Source organism: Bradyrhizobium sp. AZCC 1610 (assembly GCF_036924515.1).
In the GTDB taxonomy this organism is placed as follows: Bacteria; Pseudomonadota; Alphaproteobacteria; order Rhizobiales; family Xanthobacteraceae; genus Bradyrhizobium.
Genome location: NZ_JAZHRR010000001.1, coordinates 6,032,048 through 6,050,649 on the forward strand (window position 1 = coordinate 6,032,048; position 18,602 = coordinate 6,050,649).

20 protein-coding genes are annotated in these 18,602 nt (G+C 62.7%); 5 read left to right on the top strand and 15 right to left on the bottom strand.

All coding sequences use genetic code 11. From position 1 onward, the window contains the following. Nucleotides 1-3 precede the first annotated feature (3 nt). The 3 genes from V1279_RS29665 to V1279_RS29675 form a co-directional block, all read right to left on the bottom strand. Complete coding sequence (locus V1279_RS29665) at nucleotides 4-378, bottom strand: CsbD family protein (protein ID WP_334446620.1); 375 nt, start codon at nucleotides 376-378, stop codon at nucleotides 4-6. A 128-nt stretch (nucleotides 379-506) separates the two neighbouring features. Then, complete coding sequence (locus V1279_RS29670; protein WP_334443304.1) at nucleotides 507-1,241, bottom strand: SDR family NAD(P)-dependent oxidoreductase; 735 nt, start codon at nucleotides 1,239-1,241, stop codon at nucleotides 507-509. Nucleotides 1,242-1,262: 21 nt separating this feature from the next. Beyond that, entirely contained in the window at nucleotides 1,263-1,781 is a 519-nt protein-coding gene (locus V1279_RS29675) for a GNAT family N-acetyltransferase (protein WP_334443307.1), read from the bottom strand. Nucleotides 1,782-1,880: 99 nt separating this feature from the next. Here V1279_RS29675 and V1279_RS29680 point away from each other — a divergent pair, with 99 nt between their 5' ends. Beyond that, on the top strand, nucleotides 1,881-2,660 hold the full coding sequence (locus V1279_RS29680) for an SDR family NAD(P)-dependent oxidoreductase (RefSeq protein WP_334443309.1): 780 nt from the start codon (nucleotides 1,881-1,883) through the stop codon (nucleotides 2,658-2,660). Nucleotides 2,661-2,929: 269 nt separating this feature from the next. Next, the gene (locus tag V1279_RS29685; RefSeq protein WP_334443312.1) at nucleotides 2,930-3,817 is read left to right on the top strand and encodes a TauD/TfdA dioxygenase family protein; all 888 of its coding nucleotides are present in this window, start codon (nucleotides 2,930-2,932) and stop codon (nucleotides 3,815-3,817) included. Nucleotides 3,818-4,022: 205 nt separating this feature from the next. On the opposite strand, the gene V1279_RS29690 is transcribed toward V1279_RS29685, so the two are convergent. Beyond that, on the bottom strand, nucleotides 4,023-4,673 hold the full coding sequence (locus V1279_RS29690; RefSeq protein WP_334443315.1) for a YqgE/AlgH family protein: 651 nt from the start codon (nucleotides 4,671-4,673) through the stop codon (nucleotides 4,023-4,025). Nucleotides 4,674-4,809: 136 nt separating this feature from the next. On the opposite strand from V1279_RS29690, the gene V1279_RS29695 reads away from it, so the two are divergent. Then, nucleotides 4,810-5,646: a protein-disulfide reductase DsbD domain-containing protein gene (locus V1279_RS29695; RefSeq protein ID WP_334443317.1), complete on the top strand. Its 837-nt coding sequence runs from the start codon at nucleotides 4,810-4,812 to the stop codon at nucleotides 5,644-5,646. 135 nt (nucleotides 5,647-5,781) lie between these two features. Here V1279_RS29695 and V1279_RS29700 read toward each other — a convergent pair whose 3' ends face one another. Continuing rightward, on the bottom strand, nucleotides 5,782-6,054 hold the full coding sequence (locus V1279_RS29700) for a hypothetical protein (protein ID WP_334443319.1): 273 nt from the start codon (nucleotides 6,052-6,054) through the stop codon (nucleotides 5,782-5,784). 313 nt (nucleotides 6,055-6,367) lie between these two features. Here V1279_RS29700 and V1279_RS29705 point away from each other — a divergent pair, with 313 nt between their 5' ends. Together V1279_RS29705 and V1279_RS29710 are read left to right on the top strand one after the other, a co-directional pair. Then, the gene (locus V1279_RS29705) at nucleotides 6,368-7,735 is read left to right on the top strand and encodes an oligosaccharide flippase family protein (protein WP_334443321.1); all 1,368 of its coding nucleotides are present in this window, start codon (nucleotides 6,368-6,370) and stop codon (nucleotides 7,733-7,735) included. Nucleotides 7,736-8,027: 292 nt separating this feature from the next. Then, on the top strand, nucleotides 8,028-8,858 hold the full coding sequence (locus V1279_RS29710; RefSeq protein WP_334443324.1) for a sulfite exporter TauE/SafE family protein: 831 nt from the start codon (nucleotides 8,028-8,030) through the stop codon (nucleotides 8,856-8,858). A 25-nt stretch (nucleotides 8,859-8,883) separates the two neighbouring features. Here V1279_RS29710 and V1279_RS29715 read toward each other — a convergent pair whose 3' ends face one another. From V1279_RS29715 to V1279_RS29760, 10 genes are all read right to left on the bottom strand, one after another. Continuing rightward, on the bottom strand, nucleotides 8,884-9,672 hold the full coding sequence (locus tag V1279_RS29715) for a 3-hydroxybutyrate dehydrogenase (RefSeq protein ID WP_334443327.1): 789 nt from the start codon (nucleotides 9,670-9,672) through the stop codon (nucleotides 8,884-8,886). A 5-nt stretch (nucleotides 9,673-9,677) separates the two neighbouring features. After that, a complete protein-coding gene (locus tag V1279_RS29720) occupies nucleotides 9,678-10,853 on the bottom strand; it encodes a DUF3734 domain-containing protein (protein ID WP_334443329.1) in 1,176 nt (391 codons plus the stop codon). Between the two features lie 136 nt (nucleotides 10,854-10,989). Then, nucleotides 10,990-11,538, bottom strand: a complete 549-nt coding sequence (locus V1279_RS29725; protein ID WP_442894836.1) for a CAP domain-containing protein — start codon at nucleotides 11,536-11,538, stop codon at nucleotides 10,990-10,992. 152 nt (nucleotides 11,539-11,690) lie between these two features. Further along, the gene (locus tag V1279_RS29730) at nucleotides 11,691-12,740 is read right to left on the bottom strand and encodes a sulfate/molybdate ABC transporter ATP-binding protein (RefSeq protein WP_334443334.1); all 1,050 of its coding nucleotides are present in this window, start codon (nucleotides 12,738-12,740) and stop codon (nucleotides 11,691-11,693) included. Continuing rightward, nucleotides 12,730-13,704, bottom strand: coding sequence for a sulfate ABC transporter permease subunit CysW (gene cysW / locus V1279_RS29735; protein WP_334443337.1), 975 nt, complete (start codon nucleotides 13,702-13,704; stop codon nucleotides 12,730-12,732). The genes V1279_RS29730 and cysW overlap by 11 nt, the downstream gene beginning before the upstream one ends. 10 nt (nucleotides 13,705-13,714) lie before the next feature. Further along, on the bottom strand, nucleotides 13,715-14,521 hold the full coding sequence (gene cysT / locus V1279_RS29740) for a sulfate ABC transporter permease subunit CysT (protein WP_334446621.1): 807 nt from the start codon (nucleotides 14,519-14,521) through the stop codon (nucleotides 13,715-13,717). Between the two features lie 69 nt (nucleotides 14,522-14,590). Continuing rightward, entirely contained in the window at nucleotides 14,591-15,580 is a 990-nt protein-coding gene (locus tag V1279_RS29745; protein ID WP_334443340.1) for a sulfate ABC transporter substrate-binding protein, read from the bottom strand. Nucleotides 15,581-15,704: 124 nt separating this feature from the next. Continuing rightward, nucleotides 15,705-16,430 (bottom strand): phosphoadenylyl-sulfate reductase, encoded by a 726-nt coding sequence (locus V1279_RS29750; RefSeq protein ID WP_334446623.1) that lies wholly within the window; start codon nucleotides 16,428-16,430, stop codon nucleotides 15,705-15,707. Between the two features lie 2 nt (nucleotides 16,431-16,432). Beyond that, nucleotides 16,433-16,948 carry a DUF934 domain-containing protein gene (locus tag V1279_RS29755; RefSeq protein ID WP_334443342.1) on the bottom strand — a complete coding sequence of 172 codons (516 nt, stop codon included), beginning with the start codon at nucleotides 16,946-16,948 and terminating at the stop codon, nucleotides 16,433-16,435. Continuing rightward, nucleotides 16,935-18,590 carry a nitrite/sulfite reductase gene (locus V1279_RS29760; RefSeq protein ID WP_334443345.1) on the bottom strand — a complete coding sequence of 552 codons (1,656 nt, stop codon included), beginning with the start codon at nucleotides 18,588-18,590 and terminating at the stop codon, nucleotides 16,935-16,937. Before V1279_RS29760 ends, V1279_RS29755 begins: the two co-directional genes overlap by 14 nt. Nucleotides 18,591-18,602: the final 12 nt, after the last annotated feature.

Here is an 18,602-nt window from a genome sequence, read left to right on the forward strand (position 1 = left end):
GTTCTAGCCGTAATAGCGCCAGCGCGGCGGCGGGCGGCGCGGCGGGCGCGTCATCAACAGCGCCAGCGCAAAACCAATTCCAGCTGCGACCAACAGCGCGCCGAGCGGATTTTCCTGCACGGTCTTCGCCACCGCTTGCTGGCCGCTGCGAACGGTGTCGCCGCTGTTTTCATAGGCGTCCTTGGCATAGTTGACGGCGGCATCGGTGGCGTCGCGGGCGGCATCCTTGGCTTGGCCGTAGAGATTTTGCACGGTGCCGGCCGCTTCGCGCGCGCGGCCCTCGGCTTGCGTCTTCGCATCGCCAGCCATGTCGCCGACAGTGCTTTCGACCTTACCCGCAAAATCCTTGGCCGATCCGGCAATCCGATCCTTGTCCATCGCGGTCACTCCCGTTTTTCCTGTTTTTCTTGGGAGCTAACCGGCGAGCCCCGTTCGGGTTCCGGCCGCTCGAAATGCCTCAATTCAACGGACATGGCTCACAGGAGACTTGGCTCACAAGACTTGGCTCAAAGTATAAGCCCGCCATCGACCACGATGGTCTGGCCGATAATGTAGGACGAAAGCGGCGAGGCCAGGAACAGCGCCGCGCCGGCCATGTCGGCGGGCGTGCCGAGCCGCTTCAACGGGATCCGCTCCAGCGCGCCTTCGAGGCGTTTCGGATTTGATGTCGTCGCCTTGGTCATCTTGGTGTCGACCAGACCGGGCGCGATGCCGTTGACGCGGATGCCATTGCCGGCCCACGCCTCGCCGAGCGTACGCGTCAGCCCGACCGCGCCGGTCTTCGAAGCGTTGTAGGCCGGGTTGCCCATGGTGGAGTGATAGGCGGCAGTCGAACTGACGATGATCAGCGAGCCTTGGCTCGCGCTCAGCATCGCCTGAAATTTCGTTGCACACGCCATCAGGCTCATCAGGTTGACTTCCACGACCTTGCGAAAGCCATCCATTTTGAATTCGCCGCGGCGGTAGATCACCGCGCCTTGCGCCAGCACCAGCACGTCGAGTTTGTCGAAAGGTGGCTCGAAGGATTCAATGGCTTGAGCGTCGCTGACGTCGAGCCGGAAATAGTCGAGCCCTTCGAGATGCGATCCTTCGTCGGGCGAATAATCGGCAGCGTCCGCGCGGGTGCCGCAGACGGCCACATGCGCGCCCTTGGCGCGGAAGGCCTGCGCGATGCCGTTACCGATGCCGCTGGAGCCGCCGACCACCAGCACCTGCTTGCCGCTGAAATCCAGTTCGTTCATCCCTGCGATCCTTTTGGTTTTCTAATTCAAACCTTCGTCGAGGAATTTGACCATCAGAACCTCGTCGTAATATCGCCCGTCGTGCTTGAGGGCTCGCTTTTCATAGCCGTACGCGACAAAGCCCATGGTGTCGTAAAGCCGCCGCGCAGCTTCATTCTCGCTTACCACGGTCAACTGGACCATCTCCACGCGCCCGCGCGCATGATCCAGAACAGCCGCGACAAGCATTTTCCCAAGCCCGGATTTTCGCGCAGCGCTTCGAACATACATGGCCCAAAGCAATCCCTTATGCGCGTGCTTCGTACCTTCCTGCGCGCCAAACCCAGCTATTCCCATAAGCCGCCCATCAAGGAATCCGCCGAAGATGGCCGCGCAGGAAATTGCCGCTTCGAACCACGATAGCGGTTGCGCGTTTTCTCTCTCAAACGTGCTGCCAAAAGCCTCCGGATTTCTCTGCAGAGCTTCCAGCCGTATCTCTCGATACAGGGCAGCGTCAGCAGGCTCCAGGCGACGTATCTGCGGGCCGCCAATATTGATCACGATTGCACCTCGATCGGCTTCGTTTGACCTGTCTGCGGATCGGTGCCAGCCTTGTCAATCCTGCAACGCGCACCTCGCATCCCTTGACCGGATCCCGTCATGTCAGAATTCAAACAGCTCAGCCGCTCGGTTAAAGGCCTGACCGTTCTGGTCACCGGCGCCGCCAGCGGTATGGGCCGCGCCACGGCGCGGGTGTTCGCGAACGACGGCGCCAAAGTCGCCGTTACCGATATCAACTTGGACGCCACCCACGCCGTCGCCGGCGAGATCGTCGCAACTGGTGGTTCGGCGAAGGCATGGGTGCTCGACGTCGCAAAGCCTGACGACATCATCAAGGTCGTCGACGACGTCGCCGAACATTTCGGCTCCCTCGATATCGTCATCAACAATGCCGGCATCTCCGTGCGGGTTGCTATCGACGACGAGGGTTATGAAGCAGCCTGGGGCAAGGCGCTGGCCGTGATGCTGACCGCGCATCCGCGCATCATCCGCGCGGCGTTGCCGCATTTGCGCCGATCGAAATGCCCGCGCATCGTCAATATCGCATCGACCGAGGCGCTCGGCGCGACCGCATTGCACGGCCCCTATTCGGCGGCGAAAGCCGGCGTCACCGGCTTGACGCGCTCCCTTGCCGTCGAGCTCGGCCGCGAGGGCATCACGGTGAACTGCATCTGCCCGGGCCCGATCCGCACCGCGATCACCGAGCGGATTTCCGAGGAGCACAAGACGATTTACGCCAGACGCCGCACCGCGCTTGGCCGCTACGGCGAGCCCGAGGAAGTGGCGCACATGACGCTGAGCTTGTGCCTGCCGGCGGCCTCGTTCCTGACCGGCGCTGTCATCCCCGTGGACGGCGGGCTGATGGCGCGAAACGCGTGACTTCCCGTCATTGCCGGGCTTGCCGCCTCCGCTAAAGCTTCGGCGCGCCAACACAGAACAGCCACGGCGAAGCCTTGGCGTAGCCGGGACCCGGCAATCCATCCACTGCGAAAGCCCTTTGTGAAGGTTGATGGATGCCCGGATCAAGTCCGGGCATGACAGGTGTGTGCACCACACAGCCTCTGTCGCGTTGACACGGCGCGATCGGCGAGTAATTTTTCCTACAAAGAGAGCGGGACGAACCGCCCGCCGCATCCTGGAGAGACGCCATGACGGTCACGATCCGGCAGCTTCATCCGCATTTTTTCGGCGAGGTTTCGGGCGTTGATTTGCGCAAGCCCCTGTCGCCGCAGGAAGCGGCCGACATCGAAGCCGGCATGGACAAATATGCCGTGCTGCTGTTCCGCAACCAGGACATCACGGACGAACAGCAACTGGCCTTTGCGCTGAATTTTGGCGAGCGCGAGAAGGCACGGGGCGGCACCATCACCAAGAAGGAAGACTACCGGCTGACCACGGGGCTGAACGACGTCTCCAACCTCGGCAAGGACGGCAAGCCGCTGCCGCGCGACAGCCGCACCCATCTGTTCAATCTCGGCAACTGCCTGTGGCATTCCGACAGTTCGTTCCGCCCGATCCCGGCAAAATTTTCGCTGCTGTCGGCGCGGGTGGTGAACCCCAAGGGCGGCAACACCGAATTCGCCGACATGCGCGCGGCCTATGACGCGCTCGACGACGAGACCAAGGCCGAGATCGAGGATCTGATCTGCGAGCATTCGCTGATGTATTCGCGCGGCTCGCTCGGCTTCCTCGATTATTCCGACGAAGAGAAAGAGATGTTCAAGCCGGTGCTGCAGCGGCTGGTGCGGACCCATCCGGTGCATCGCCGCAAGTCGCTGTACCTGTCATCGCATGCGGGCGCCATCAAGGGCATGAGCGTGCCCGAGGCGCGGCTGTTGCTGCGCGATCTCACCGAGCACGCCACGCAGCCGAAATTCGTCCATGTCCATAAATGGACGTTGCATGACCTCGTGATGTGGGACAACCGCCAGACCATGCACCGCGTCCGGCGCTACGACCAGTCGCAACCCCGCGACATGCGCCGCGCGACCGTTGCCGGCACCGAGCCGACGGTGCAGCAGCAGGCGGCGGAGTAGGAAATCTCCACGTTGTCGTCCCTGCGAACGCAGGGACCCATACGCCGCGGCCCTTGGAAGGGGCACAAGGAAGACGGCTTCGGTTCAGCAACTCATATGATAATCGGCGAACGCAGAGCGTCTACGACCGCGCTTCCCCGATAGATCACGCGGTATGGGTCCCTGCGTTCGCAGGGACGACGCCTTTGTTGTGGTGGCGACGAACTCAGGCGTGCCCGGCCTCGTTCGACAGCATGCCGGGGTCGATGCCGATCTTGCGCAGCGCGCGCTGGTATTTTTCATCGACGTCGTCGCCGAAGATCAATTCCGGGTCGGCGTCGCAATGCAGCCAGCCATTGTGCTGAATCTCGTCCTCGAGCTGGCCCGGCGCCCAGCCGGCATAGCCGAGCGCCAAGATCGCGTGCTTCGGTCCGGTGCCCTTGGCGATCGCCTTGAGGATGTCCACCGTCGCAGTCAGGCAGATGCCGTCATCGATATTCAGCGTCGCATCCTGGATGAAGAAATCGCTCGAATGCAGCACGAAGCCGCGGCCGGTATCGACCGGGCCACCCTTCAGCACCTGCATGGACTCGGCGTTTTCCGGCAGCTTGATCTGGTCGGCCCTCTGGATGATGTCGAGTTGCACCAGCAATCCCGGAAAATCGATGCTGCCGGCCGGGCGGTTGACGATGATGCCCATCGCCCCTTCCGACGAATGCGCGCACATGTAGATGACGGAGCGCTCGAAGCGCGGGTCGCCCATAACCGGCATGGCGATCAAGAGCCGGCCGTCCAGGTAGCCTTCGCCGGACGAATTATCGCCAAAGCCGGCGGCTTTGCGGCGAACGGGCTTCGATGTTTTGCCTTCAGGGCTCATCCGCAAAGGCCTCTCTTGCTGATTGCATATCCTGATATCGGGTTGGGTTTCTGTCAATCAAGCTTCCGGCGTCATTCGGCGGCCGATCACACGCAATTCAATGGTTTGCTTCGAAACTTGCCTGTAAAGACGTCCCATGATCGTGATAGTTCCCCTCCGCGCCGCGCTCGGCGTCGCCGCATTGTATGTCGCGTGTGCGACGTCGGAAGTTCGCGCCGAGGATGCCTCGCCGTGGCAACATGACGCGCATTCCGCGGTCCGGTTGCTGGCGGGATCGCGCAGCGGCACGGTGCTGCTCGGCGGAGTCGCCATCCAGTTGCAGCCGGGATGGAAGACCTATTGGCGAACGCCCGGCGATTCCGGCGTTCCGCCCCGTTTTGACTTCTCCAAGTCGGACAATGTCGAAGCCGTGACCGTGCTGTGGCCGGCGCCGAAGAAATTTGACGACGGCGCCGGCGGCACCGCGTTGGGATACAAGCAGCAGGTCGTGTTGCCCCTGCGGATCGTGGCCAAAAATGCCGACAAGCCGGTGACGCTGCGGGCCAATATCAGCTACGCGGTTTGCGACAAGCTCTGCATTCCCGTCGAAGCCCATGCCGAACTCGCTTTTGCCAGCGTGGCAAGCACCGAGGACGGCAACCTGTCCGATGCGCTCAATACCGTGCCGAAGCCCGCCAATGTCGGCGACCCCAATCCGCTGACCATCCGCGACGTCAAGCGCGAGGGAAAGGGCAACGTGCTGGTCGACGTGACCGCGCCCGAGGCCAAGGAGGTCAGCCTGTTCGTCGAGGGGCCGACGCCTGACTGGGCGCTGCCGGTTCCCAGGCTCGTCGAGCAAAGTCCGCCCGGCGTCAAACGCTTTGCCTTCGAACTCGACGGCCTGCCTCCCGGCGCCAGCCCGGAAGGCGCCGCGCTCAAATTGACGCTGGTCGGCGGCGACCGGGCCTACGAGTTCAATGTCAATCTGAATTAACGCGACCTGCCGACGCTGCGGACGTGCTCAGCCGCGCCACGATGCCGCAAGGTGCTTCCACCCGGTGCAGCGACGCTTTCCAATCAGAGGAGAGCCGGCGCTTGGCAGCTCTCCTCTTCAGAAACGTGTGTCCTCCTAGCTCTTCTGGCCGCTCATCTGCTGAGCGCGCATGTAGCTCTTGCAAGCGCTACGCATGTCGCCCTTTGACATGGCGGCATTCGCCGCGCCCATCTCTTTCATCATCGCAAATTTGCCGGGGCTCTCAGGCATAGCGTTACCGGACGCGACGAGCTTGGCCATGTTTTCGCTTGTGCAACCCGTCTTCTGGGCAGAAGCCTTCTGGGCAGAAGCCGGGCTGACAGCCAGCGCGGTGGTGATCGTTACAGCGGTGACGAGCAGTAGTTTCATATTTATCCTCCCCGGCCGCACCATGCGGCCAGGGCTAAAAGTTGGAAAAGGTCGGAAAAGTTCCAGCGCGCTGGGTTGCGTGGGCCTGCTTGGGTTCGCGGAAGCACAGTCGCAGAGTTCAGTTACAGGGCGTCACTTGCCGTGATGGAGCTATCTCGCCCTGAAACGTGACGTTACGTCGCGGCCCAAAGCCACCGGATACGCCGCGCGGGGACGCCGCCTCGCTAGCCCGCCATCCAACCGAATCTTAACGAATGGTTGATACATCCGACCATCGCCGCCGCCTCGCGGCACGTTTCGGGGATGCACCCTTGTGGCCGTGATGGATACGCAATCCGCAACCGCTCCGCCTGCCGGCGTGATCGCGCGCCTGCGTGGGCTGCTTGGCGGCTCCAGTGAAGCCTCCGTCACCAGGCGGCTGGCCGGCATGGTCTTCATCATCCGCGTCTTCAGCGCAGCGCTCGCCTATTTCGCGCAGATCCTGCTGGCGCGCTGGATGGGCGGCTCGGACTACGGCATCTACGTCTATGTCTGGACCTGGGTGCTGCTGCTCGGCAGCATGATGGATTTCGGCATCTCGGCATCCGCGCAGAAGATCATTCCGGAGTATCGAACCCGCGGCGAGCATGCCCTGCTGCGCGGCTTCCTCTCCGGCAGCCGCTGGATGACGCTCGCCGTCTCCTCGATCGTCTCGCTATTGCTGGCGGGCGCGGTGAACGGATTATCGCCGTGGATCGACGCCAACGCGATCGTTCCCCTCTATATCGGCTGCCTGACGCTGCCGGCATTTGTCGTTGCCAACACCCAGGACGGCATCGCCCGCTCGCATGACTGGATGCAGCTCGGCCTGATGCCGCAATTCATCGTGCGGCAGTCGCTGATCATTGGCCTCACGGCCGGCTCCTTCGTGCTCGGCTTCAATCTCGGCGCCACCGCCGCAATGTGGGCCAGCGCCGCCGCGGTATGGATCGCGATGATCGGCCAGATGATCGTGCTGAACCGCAGGCTCGGCGGCCACATCGAGGCTGGCCCCAAGGCCTATGATTTCCGCGGCTGGCTCGCGGTCTCGCTGCCGATCCTGCTGGTGGAAAGCTTTTATCTGCTGTTGTCCTACACCGACGTGCTGGTGCTGCAGCAGTTCCGCTCCTCCGAAGAAGTCGGCGTCTATTTCGCCGTGGTGAAGACGCTGGCGCTGGTTTCCTTCATTCACTATGCGATGGCGGCGACGACGGCGCATCGCTTTGCCGAATATCACGCGCAGGGCGACAAGCCGCGGCTAGCGGCCTACGTGGCGCACGCGATCCAGTGGACGTTCTGGCCGTCGCTGGCCGCGACCATCCTGCTGCTGGCGCTGGGCAAGCCGCTGCTGTGGCTGTTCGGACCGCAATTCGTGGTCGGCTACGACATCATGTTCATTGCGGCTGTTGGACTCGTGGTGCGATCCGCCATCGGCCCGGTCGAGCGTCTCCTCAACATGCTCGGCCACCAGCACATCTGCGCGCTGGCCTATTCGCTCGCCTTCGTCATGAACCTCGTGCTGTGCGTAATGCTGGTGCCGCGCTTCGGCGGCCATGGTGCTGCGGCTGCGACCTCGATCTCGCTGGCGTTCGAGACGGTGCTGCTGTTCTGGATCGTGCGCCGGCGGCTCGGACTGCACGTGCTGGCGTTCGGCAAACGCTGATCCCGGAAGATCAATGAGACAGCAAGTGCCGCGCCCGCGCTGACCTGTTCGCCCTGAATTAGTTAGCAATCGGTTTTTCCCGTTTCCCCGGTTCCGCATATGCCTTGTATCTGCCTCATTTGAAGCTGCAGGACGCAGCTATCGTCGGTTGCTGGCATAATGGGGAAAATATCCAATGAGCTCACCTGTTCGCATGAAACATTCTTATTTCCTTCGATCCTTCGCGATCGATGGAACGGCTGTACCGACGTTGATATATAGTTGAGCATTGGAACCGAGATCTGATCCTGGAATGATTGATCCACTGTACGTTGCATCGGGATTCGGCGTCGGCCTGCTGGTCGGGATGACAGGTGTCGGCGGCGGCTCCCTGATGACGCCGTTGCTGATCCTGCTGTTCGGCATTCATCCAGCGACCGCCGTCGGCACTGATCTGCTATACGCCGCCGCTACCAAGGCCGGCGGCAGCGTGGTGCATGGCTGGGCCCGCAGCATTCACTGGCCGGCGGTGATGCGTCTCGCCAGCGGCAGCATTCCGGCGAGCATGGTGACGCTGCTCGTGCTGTGGCAACTCGACCTCAACGGGGCATCCGCGCGCAGCCTGATCAATCTGGTGCTGTGCTTTGCGCTTATCCTCACCGCGACATCGTTGATCTTCCGCAAGGCGATCATGGATCGATACCGCCGGCGTATGGAAGGGCTCGATATTTCGACGACCGCCCGCGCGACCGTGCTGGTCGGCGTAGCGCTAGGTGTGCTGGTCTCGATTTCGTCGGTGGGCGCCGGCGCAGTTGGGGTAACCGCGCTGCTGCTGCTCTATCCGCGCCTGCCGATGGCAACCATCGTCGGCTCCGACATCGCGCACGCGGTGCCGCTGACGCTGGTGGCAGGCATCGGCCACTGGGCGCTCGGCTCCGTTGATTGGGCGCTGATGGGTGTGCTGCTGATAGGCTCATTGCCCGGCATCGTTATCGGCAGCTACTGTGCGGTTCGGGTGCCGGAGACCGTGTTGAGGGTGGTACTGGCCTCTGTTCTGGTCCTGGTCGCCGGCAAGCTTGTCTTCAACGAACTGCATTTGTCGCCAGAGAGCATCGCGGCCTTTGCCAGGAGCACGACCCAATAGGAGTGCTCCCGGCCGCTCCTGTTTCCTACGCCGCGGTCCAGCCGCCGTCGATCGAAAGGTTCGCGCCGGTGATTTGGGCTGCATCGTCGCTGCACAGGAACAGTGCCAGCGCGGCAACCTGCTCTGACGTCACGAACTCCTTGGTCGGTTGTGCTTCAAGAAGCACGTCATTGATGACCTGCTCCTTGGTCATGTTGCGCGCCTTCATGGTGTCGGGAATCTGCTTCTCGACCAGCGGCGTCCAGACATAGCCCGGGCTGATGCAGTTGCAGGTGATCTTGAAGGTCGCAAGCTCCAGCGCCACCGTCTTGGTGAGGCCGGCGATGCCGTGCTTGGCCGAGACATAGGCCGACTTGAACGGCGAAGCGACCAGCGAGTGCGCGGAAGCCGTATTGATGATGCGGCCCCAGCCGCGTTTCTTCATGCCGGGCACCGCGGCGCGGATGCTGTAAAACGCCGACGACAGGTTGATGCCGATGATCGCTTCCCACTTCTCGGGCGGGAATTCCTCGATCGGCGATACGAACTGGATGCCGGCATTGTTGACGAGGACGTCGACCGCGCCAAAAGTCTTCTCGCCAAGCGCGATCATTTCGGCGATCTCGGCGGGCTTGGTCATGTCGGCGGGCGAATGCACGGCCCGGACCTTGAAATCGGTCTCGATGCCGGAACGCTCCCGCTCGATATCGGCCGGCACGCCCATGCCGTTGAGGACGACATTGGCGCCGGCGGCGGCGAAAGCGCGCGCGTAAGCCAATCCGATGCCGCTGGTCGAGCCGGTCACGACGGCGGTCTTGCCTTTCAATGTACCCATTCCATTCACTCCTGCTTGGCTTCGGGGGCCTTCGAAACATCCCCCGTCATATCGTAGGCCATCATGGTCTCGCCCGATTGCGGGCGCTCCAGTACATCCCTGTGACGCATCGACAGGTGCACGTCGCGGACGCCCGCGTTCCAGTGCTCGACCATGGCGACATGCGAAAAGTCGTAGTCCTTCGACGATGATTCGTAGTTCTTGCTCTTGTAGATCAGGTGCACCACGGTGACAGTGTTTTCCCTGGCTGCGTTGCAGAGGACTGCCACCGACGGATCGCTCTTGAGATTGTCGGGCAATTTTCCGAGCAGTTCGCGCAGCGCCTTGCGCGCATTGTGTACCTGCTTGTTCTTGTCGGTGCTCATGCGGGTGCGGCTCGAATAGCGGATGTCCTTCTCCCTCTCGGCCGCTTCCAGCAGCGACGTCGGCAAGTCGCCCCGCGCGCTGAACAGATCGATCTGGAAGATCAGGAGATCGCGGTTGTTTTCCTCACCCAGCACGTAATCGAGCGGCGTATTGGAGGCGATGCCGCCGTCCCAGTAATGCTCGCCTTCGATCTCGACGGAAGGAAAGCCGGGCGGCAGCGCGCCGGAGGCCATGATGTGCTCCGGGCCGATCTTCTTGCCGAGTTTCCTGAATTGGAAATTGTCGAAATATCTGAGATTGCCCGAGGCCACGCCGACCGCGCCGACGCTGAGCCGCGTTTTCAGATCGTTGATGCGATCGAAGTCGACCAGCCGCTCCAGCGTCTTCTTGAGCGGCGCGGTGTCGTAATAGCTCTGCGATTGCGAGCTGCCGGGTGGCCACAACGGTGCGGGCGGAATGCGCGGCGTGAAGAAGCCCGGCACACCGAAGGTGGCAATCAGGGCGGCGCTGGTTTCGTTGAACAGCGAGCGCGCGCGGTCGCCTGACGTGACGGGATTCCACGGCACAGGGGATGACACCATCTCCCAGAATTCCTTGAGGCGATCGACGCGCGTTTCAGGACCGTTGCCGGCAATGATCGCAGCATTGATGGCGCCGATCGAAATGCCCGCGACCCATTCCGGTTCGAAACCCGAGCGACACAGCGCCTGAAAGGCGCCGGCCTGATAGGAGCCGAGCGCGCCGCCGCCTTGCAGCACCAGCACACGCTGCGCCATCGCGGGCGTGGTGGCTGGCGCAGAGTCGGAGAAATCCATCGTGACCGTCGACTAGTAGACAATGACAGCGGCACCGTGGCGGCAGATCGCGACGGCGTCAATTAACGAGATCGGAAGCAAAGATCACGCCGAGTTTATCGCCCGGTGAGGCATCCAAGCCCGAACCGGACCTGCTTCAGGTTGATGCTAGGATGAGTGTCCAGAACACCTTGTATTTGGTGCCTGGAGCATAAGTTGCTGCGATGCCCAATTTTGTGACACCGTTCTTGAGCATGTTGGCCTTGTGCGGCGGCGAGTCGCGCCAGCCGGAGAAGGCCTCCGCCAAGGTGTGGTATCCGGCCGAGACATTTTCGACCGCAAGCGTCGCCGGATAGCCGGAAGCGCCCAACCGCTTCTCCAGCGGGCCCTTCACATTGTGGTCCATCTTGTTACGCGCCGCCATCGCCTGCGACTGCTGCTCGGCGAGCTTGATCAGTTCGGGATCGACCACCACGGTGCCGAGGCCGTTGTTCTGGCGGTATTGCGAGATCATGATCGCCGCCGCGACCGGATCGAGCGTGGCGCCGGGTTGCGCCATGTCGAGATACATGGCCGGCTGATCTGGGATTTTGACGTCTGCCGAGCAGCCGGCAAGCAGCAAAAGCCCGATAATGGCGATGGTCGCCCGTTTCACTGAAAGAATCCCCCAAAGAATCCGGAAGGCTGGACGCGCCCGTTGTTGCATACCAACCGTGGCTGAATGGTGAACGGGGGAGCGATTTCGTGGTTGGTCCGGGGCGGCAGCGCCGTAGCCCGGATGGAGCGGAGCGCAATCCGGGACGGTCCGTCCGCGTAGAAGGACCCCGGGTTGCGCTGCGCTTCACCCGGGCTACGGCATCAATCCTGGACCGCGAAAATCCGGTAGCGGCGCGGCTGCAGGCCGATGATCTCACCGGCCTGGAGTTCCCGGTCCCGCGGGGCGTCGATCTCGATCACGGTCTTGCCCTCACCGCCCGAGAGCGCGATCTCCGCCCGCTGGATCGGGCCGAACGAGCGGACATGGCGCACCGCGCCCTCCAGCGAGCCGGTTCCCGCCGGTCCGATCTGCATGTCGTGGCGGCGGACGAACAGCTTTGAGGCACCGGAGACCGCGCCATCGGCGGCGATATTGAGCGGCCGGCCGCCGAGCCGCACCGAGCCGCCGGCAACCTCCACCGGCAGCACGATGGATTCGCCGATGAAGCCATGGACGAAAGCGGTGGCGGGATTGTCATAGACATCGCCGGGCGTGCCGATCTGCTCGATGCGGCCCTTGTCCATCACCACCACGCGGTTGGCGACTTCGAGCGCCTCTTCCTGGTCATGGGTGACGAAGATCGAGGTCACGTGGATTTCGGAATGCAGCGAGCGCAGCCATTGCCGCAGCTCTTTCCGCACTTTGGCGTCGAGCGCACCAAAGGGCTCGTCGAGCAGCAGGATGCGCGGCTCGATCGCGAGCGCGCGGGCGAGTGCAATGCGCTGCCGCTGGCCGCCGGACAACTGGCTGGGATAGCGGTTGGCCAGCCAGTCGAGTTGCACCAGATCCAACAGCTCCTTGACGCGGGCGCGGATCGTGGCCTCGTCCTTGCGGATGGCGCGCGGCTGCACGCGCAGGCCAAAGGCAACGTTTTCGAACACCGTCATGTGGCGGAACAGCGCGTAGTGCTGGAACACGAATCCGACATGGCGCTCGCTGGCACCGTGTCCCAGCGCGTCCTCGCCGTCGATCCGCACCTCGCCGGCGTCGGGCCAGTCGAGGCCTGCAATGATCCGCAGCAGCGTCGTCTTGCCCGAACCGGATGGACCAAGCAGCGCCAGCAATTCGCCCTTGCCGACTTTCAGATCGACATCGTCGAGGGCTGCAAACGCGCCGAATTTCTTGACGATATTTTTGACTTCAATGGTCACTTGGATAGTCCCTTGGGGTTTGTCCTTCGTCCAGGCGCTGTTCGAGAACGGTCTTTACGACCAGCGTGATCAGGGCCAGCATCGCCAAGAGTGAGGCAATCGCAAACGACGCCACGAATTGATACTCATTATACAGGATCTCGACCAGCAGCGGCATGGTGTTGGTCTCGCCGCGGATATGGCCCGACACCACCGATACCGCGCCGAACTCGCCCATGGCGCGCGCGTTGCACAGCAGTACGCCATACAACAGGCCCCATTTGATATTGGGCAGAGTGACGCGGAAGAAGGTCTGCAGGCCTGATGCTCCGAGCGAGATAGCAGCCTCTTCCTCCTGGGTGCCCTGCTCCTGCATCAAGGGGATCAGCGAACGGGCGACGAAAGGGAAGGTCACGAAGATGGTCGCGAGCACAATGCCCGGCACCGCGAATAGGATGTGGATGTTGTGCGCCTGCAGCCACGTGCCCCAATAACCCTGCGCGCCGAACAGCAGCACAAAGACGAGACCCGAAATGACCGGGCTTACCGAGAACGGCAGGTCGATCAGCGTGATCAGGAAGGTCTTGCCGCGGAAGTCGAACTTCGCGATCGCCCAGGCCGCGATCACCCCGAAGACGAGGTTAAGGGTGACCGAGATCGCCGCAACCAGCAGCGTCAGCCTGATCGCCGAAAGTGCCTCCGGCTCGGCCAGCGCCGCAAAATAGGCGCTGAGGCCTTTCGACAAGGCCGATGCGAACACCACGACCAGCGGCAGCACGACAAAGATGGTGAGGAAGGCGACTGCAAGCGCTATGATGATGAAGCGGACGGGTGCGGGCTCGGTCCGCAGGTCCTTCGGCGAAGCAACCGCGCGCGCCCGGTCGCTCGCCTCGCGGTGCGACGGCGGGGAGATCGCGAGGTCCGCCGTCGACGCGTAGGCCCTTAGCGGCCTCGCTGGCGTCACAAAGCTCGTTTGCGTCGACATCAGCAGGCCCTCAATGCGCGGGAATGCGGGTTTGCGCCCAGCGTTGCAGGCGATTGACGACAAGGATGATCAGGAACGAAGCGAGCAGCATGATGACGGCGATTGCCGTCGCATCGGCGTAACGAAATTCGGACAACCGGATCACGATCAGGAGCGGCGCGATCTCCGACACGTTCGGCAGATTGCCGGCGATGAAGATCACCGAGCCGTATTCACCGACCGCGCGCGCGAACGCCAGCGCAAAGCCGGTCAAGAGCGCCGGGATCAGGCTCGGCAGGATTACTCTGAACACCGTGTGCCAGCGGTCGGCGCCGAGGCTCGCGGCCGCCTCCTCGATTTCAGGATCGAGATCGATCAGGACCGGCTGCACCGTCCGCACCACGAAGGGGATGCCGATGAAGACCATCGCAATGAAAATTCCGATCGGCGTGAACGCGACCTTGATGCCGAGTTCGGCGAGCGGCGCTCCCAACCATCCCTTCTGCGCGAACAATTGCGTCAGCGCCACGCCCGCGACCGCGGTCGGCAGCGCAAAGGGAATGTCGACGATGGCGTCAAACAGCCGCCGGCCCGGAAAACGATAACGCACCAGCGCCCACACGATGATCGTCCCCATCACCAGATTGACGCAGGCTGCGGCAAAGGAGAGGCCGAACGAAATCTTCAGCGCATTCAGGGTGCGGCGGCTGGTGAGAATTTCCCAGAACTGTCCGGGCGAAAGCTCGAGCGTTTTGAGAAACAGACCGGCGAGCGGGATCAGGATGATGACGGAGAGCCACGTCAGGGTCAGGCCCATGGTGAGCCCGAACCCCGGCAAGCTCGTCCGCCGTGCGACCGCTGTGCTCACAAATCCCCCTGCTTCCGCTACGGCTGGCCGCCGGCCAGATCAATTCTTGTAAATCTGGTCGAAGATGCCGCCTTCGCCGAAGTGATCTTTCTGCGCCTTGGTCCAACCACCGAAAACGTCGTCGATCGTGAAAAGTTCGACCTTGGCGAAGGATTTTTCGTACTCCCTCGCGATTTCGGAATCGCGCGGCCGATAGGAATTGCGCGCGGCGATTTCCTGACCCTCCTTGGTATACCAATGCTTCAGATAGGCCTCGGCGACGGCGCGTGTGCCTTTTTTATCGGCAACCTTGTCGACGACCGCGACCGGCGGCTCGGCGAGGATCGACAGTGGCGGCGCCACGATCTCGAACTTGTCCTTGCCGAATTCGCGCTGCGCCAGGAATGCCTCGTTCTCCCACGCCAGCAGCACATCGCCGACGCCGCGCTCGACGAATGTCACCGTTGAGCCGCGCGCACCGGTATCGAGCACCGGCACATTCTTGAAGAGATCCGCGACGAACTTCTTCGCCTTGTCAGCGGAGCCGAATTTCTTTTCCGCATGGCCCCACGCCGCCAGATAATTCCAGCGCGCGCCGCCCGAGGTCTTCGGGTTCGGCGTAATCACCTGCACGCCGGGCTTGATCAGATCGTCCCAATCCTTGATGGCCTTGGGATTGCCCTTGCGCACCAGGAATACGATGGTGGAGGTATAGGGCGACGCATTGAGCGACAGGCGTTTCTGCCAGTCCGGCGCCATCAGCCCCTTGGCGGCGATGGCGTCGATGTCATAGGCCAGCGCCAGCGTGACGATGTCGGCCTGCAAGCCGTCGATCACGCCCCGCGCCTGCGAGCCCGAGCCGCCATGCGACTGCTTGATCTCGACGCTCTTGCCGGTCTCCTTGCGATAGGCCGCTGCGAACGCCTTGTTGAAATCGGCATAGAGTTCGCGCGTCGGATCGTAGGACACGTTGAGCAGGGTGTAGTCGGCGGACAGCGCGGAACTCGCCCAGAGCAATCCCGCGACGAGCGGCAGAATGCGAAGGATCATCGTTGATCTCCATTCAGCTTGATGAGGCACATCATCAAAAACATGGAGCATATAAGTCGCGGCGAAAGAGCGTTCAGTCAACGGAACCGCGTTTCATTGTTTGCGGTGCCGCAACGGCATTGTCCTATGAAGTCTTCATCGTATGGATGCCGCATTCTGTCTTGCCCTTGCCGCGCCAGCGGCCGGCACGGGCGTCTTCGTCCGGCGCGGTCCGGCTCGAACACGGCATGCACCCGACCGACAGATAGCCGGAGGCGACCAGCGGGTGCGGCGGCAATTTGGCGAGCTTGTAGATCGCCTCGATCTCTTCGCGCGACGCGTTGGCGAACGGATTGAATTTCAGCTTCGCGCCGTCGTCCTCGACGACGGGAATCTCGGCGCGCGCGCCGCCCTGAAAACGCTTGCGTCCGTTGATCCAGGCCGAGAACGGCTTCAGCGCCCGCGCCAGCGGTTCCACCTTGCGGATACGGCAGCAGGCGTCGGGGTCGGAAAACCACAATTCGCGATCGGGATCCTGGCGTGAGAGCGCCTCATCCAGCGGCTTGATCGAACGAACGTCGCGCAGGCCAAGCGTTGCGATCAGCGTGTCGCGATAGGCGAGCGTCTCCTCGAACAGCCATCCGGTATCGAGGAAGATCACGGGAATGGCTGGATCGACGTCCGCCATCACCTTGAGCAGCGCCGCCGATTCCGTGCCAAACGACGAGACCAGCGCGAGCTGTTCGCGGCCGACGGTCTTCAGCGCGGTTTCAATGACATGCGCCGGCGAGGCGTCACGCAAGGTATGATCGAGCGTCTGCGCCGAATGAAGGATCGCCGCATCCGCGGCGAGGGCGTGCTGTACGATCATGCTCACTGGCCGGCACTCTCCGAATGACGCAACTGCATCCGCCGATTGAGCGCGGTGACGCGGCCATCGCCGGTCGGCTGGTAGAACACCGAATAGCGCTTGGTGGTAGCCGCAAACGCCGCCGCGTCGCTGTCCTTCTTCACCTCGAAAGCGTCGAAGCCCGCACGCAGCATGAACACGAACTGATCGCGCAGCACCTGGCCGGTGGCGCGCAGCTCGCCTTCGAACCCGTACCGCTCGCGCAGGAGTCGCGCCTGGCTATAGGCGCGGCCGTCGCGGAACGACGGAAACACCAGCGCGACAGCGGCCAGCCGGTCGAGATACGGCACGAGATCGTCGATGTCGCGATTGTTCGGCCAGATCACGCCGAGCTTGCCGGGGCGCGCCAGCAAGGCTTGCGGATCTTCGAGAAACCGCGCCGCCGTAACCAGGATCGCGCCATCGCCCGGCAGTTCGGCGCCGTCGGGCACATGGACGAACAGGTCGGCTGCAATTTTTCCGTCCTTAACGAGTGGCATAGACCCGCTCCCTGAATGGTTCGACGCCGAGCCGCTTCACCGTATCGACGAACAATTCGTCGGGGCGCGCGCGCAAGGCAAGATAGGCTTCGACAATGTCCTCGATCACATCGGCGACGTCGCCGTAAGGCACCGCCGGCCCGATCAAGGTGCCCATCTGGGCATTCTCGTCGGCGCGGCCGCCGATGGTGATCTGGTAGAACTCCTCGCCGTTCTTCTCGACGCCGAGAATGCCGATGTGGCCGACATGGTGGTGTCCGCAGGCGTTGATGCAGCCGGAAATATTGATGTGCAGGCGGCCGATCATGTTCGCGGTGTCGTGATTGGCGAAGCGGCGCGTCAATTCCTGCGCGATCGGGATCGAGCGTGCATTGGCGAGCGAGCAATAATCCAGCCCCGGGCAGGCAATGATGTCGGAGACCAGATTGATGTTCGGCGTCGCGAGGCCGATCCTGTCAAGCGCCTTCCACAGCGCGGGCAGATCGCGCTTGGCGACGTGGGGCAGCACCAGGTTCTGCTCGTGGCCGACGCGGATTTCGCCGAAGGAATATTTGTCGGCGAGATCGGCGACTGCATCCATCTGGTCGGCGGTGGCGTCACCTGGAGGCCCGCCTACCGGCTTCAGCGACAGCGTCACGATCGAATAGCCCTGCACCTTGTGCGTGAACACCGAGTTGCGGCGCCAGGCCTCGAAATGCGGATCATGCGCCGCCTTCTTCAGCTCTTCCGGCATGTGCGGCAGCTTGTCATAAGCCGGATAGGAGAAGCGCGAACGGATTTCCTCGATCACGGAATCCTCCAGCGTCAGCGCGCTGTCGCGAATATGTTCCCATTCCTCCTCGACTTCCGCCGCGAACTTCTCGATGCCGAGCTCGTGCACCAGGATCTTGATGCGGGCCTTGTAGATGTTGTCGCGGCGGCCGTACTGGTTATAGACGCGCAGGATCGCCTCGACATAGCTGAGGATATCGCGGCGCGACACGAACGGCTTGATGGTCTTGGCGATGAACGGCGTGCGGCCAAGCCCGCCGCCGACCAGCACCTCGAAGCCGGTCTCGCCTTCCGCATTCCGGTACAGACGCAAGCCGATGTCATGGATCTTGATCGCGGCGCGGTCGTGGTCGGAGGCCGTAATGGCGATCTTGAACTTGCGCGGCAGGAACGAGAATTCCGGATGCAGCGTGGTGTGCTGCCGCAGGATTTCCGACCAGATGCGGGGATCCTCGATCTCACCCGGCGCGACGCCCGCCCACTGGTCCGAGGTGACGTTGCGCATGTTGTTGCCGGAGGTCTGCATGGCGTGAATGCCGACTTCGGCAAGATCGGCCAGTGCATCCGGCAGCTCGGCAAGCTTGATCCAGTTGTACTGGATGTTCTGCCGGGTGGTGAAATGGCCGTAGCCGCGGTCGTAGCGGCGCGCGACATGGGCCAACGCTCGCAACTGCGTCGACGACAGCGTGCCGTAGGGAATGGCGACGCGGAACATGTAGGCGTGCAGTTGCAGATAGACGCCGTTCTGCAGCCGCAGCATCTTGAATTCGTCCTCGGTGAGCTCGCCGGAGAGACGGCGCTTCACCTGGTCCCGGAATTCGGACACGCGTTCGGTGATCAGCGTGCGGTCGAGTTCGTCATATGCGTACATGATGGATCAGCC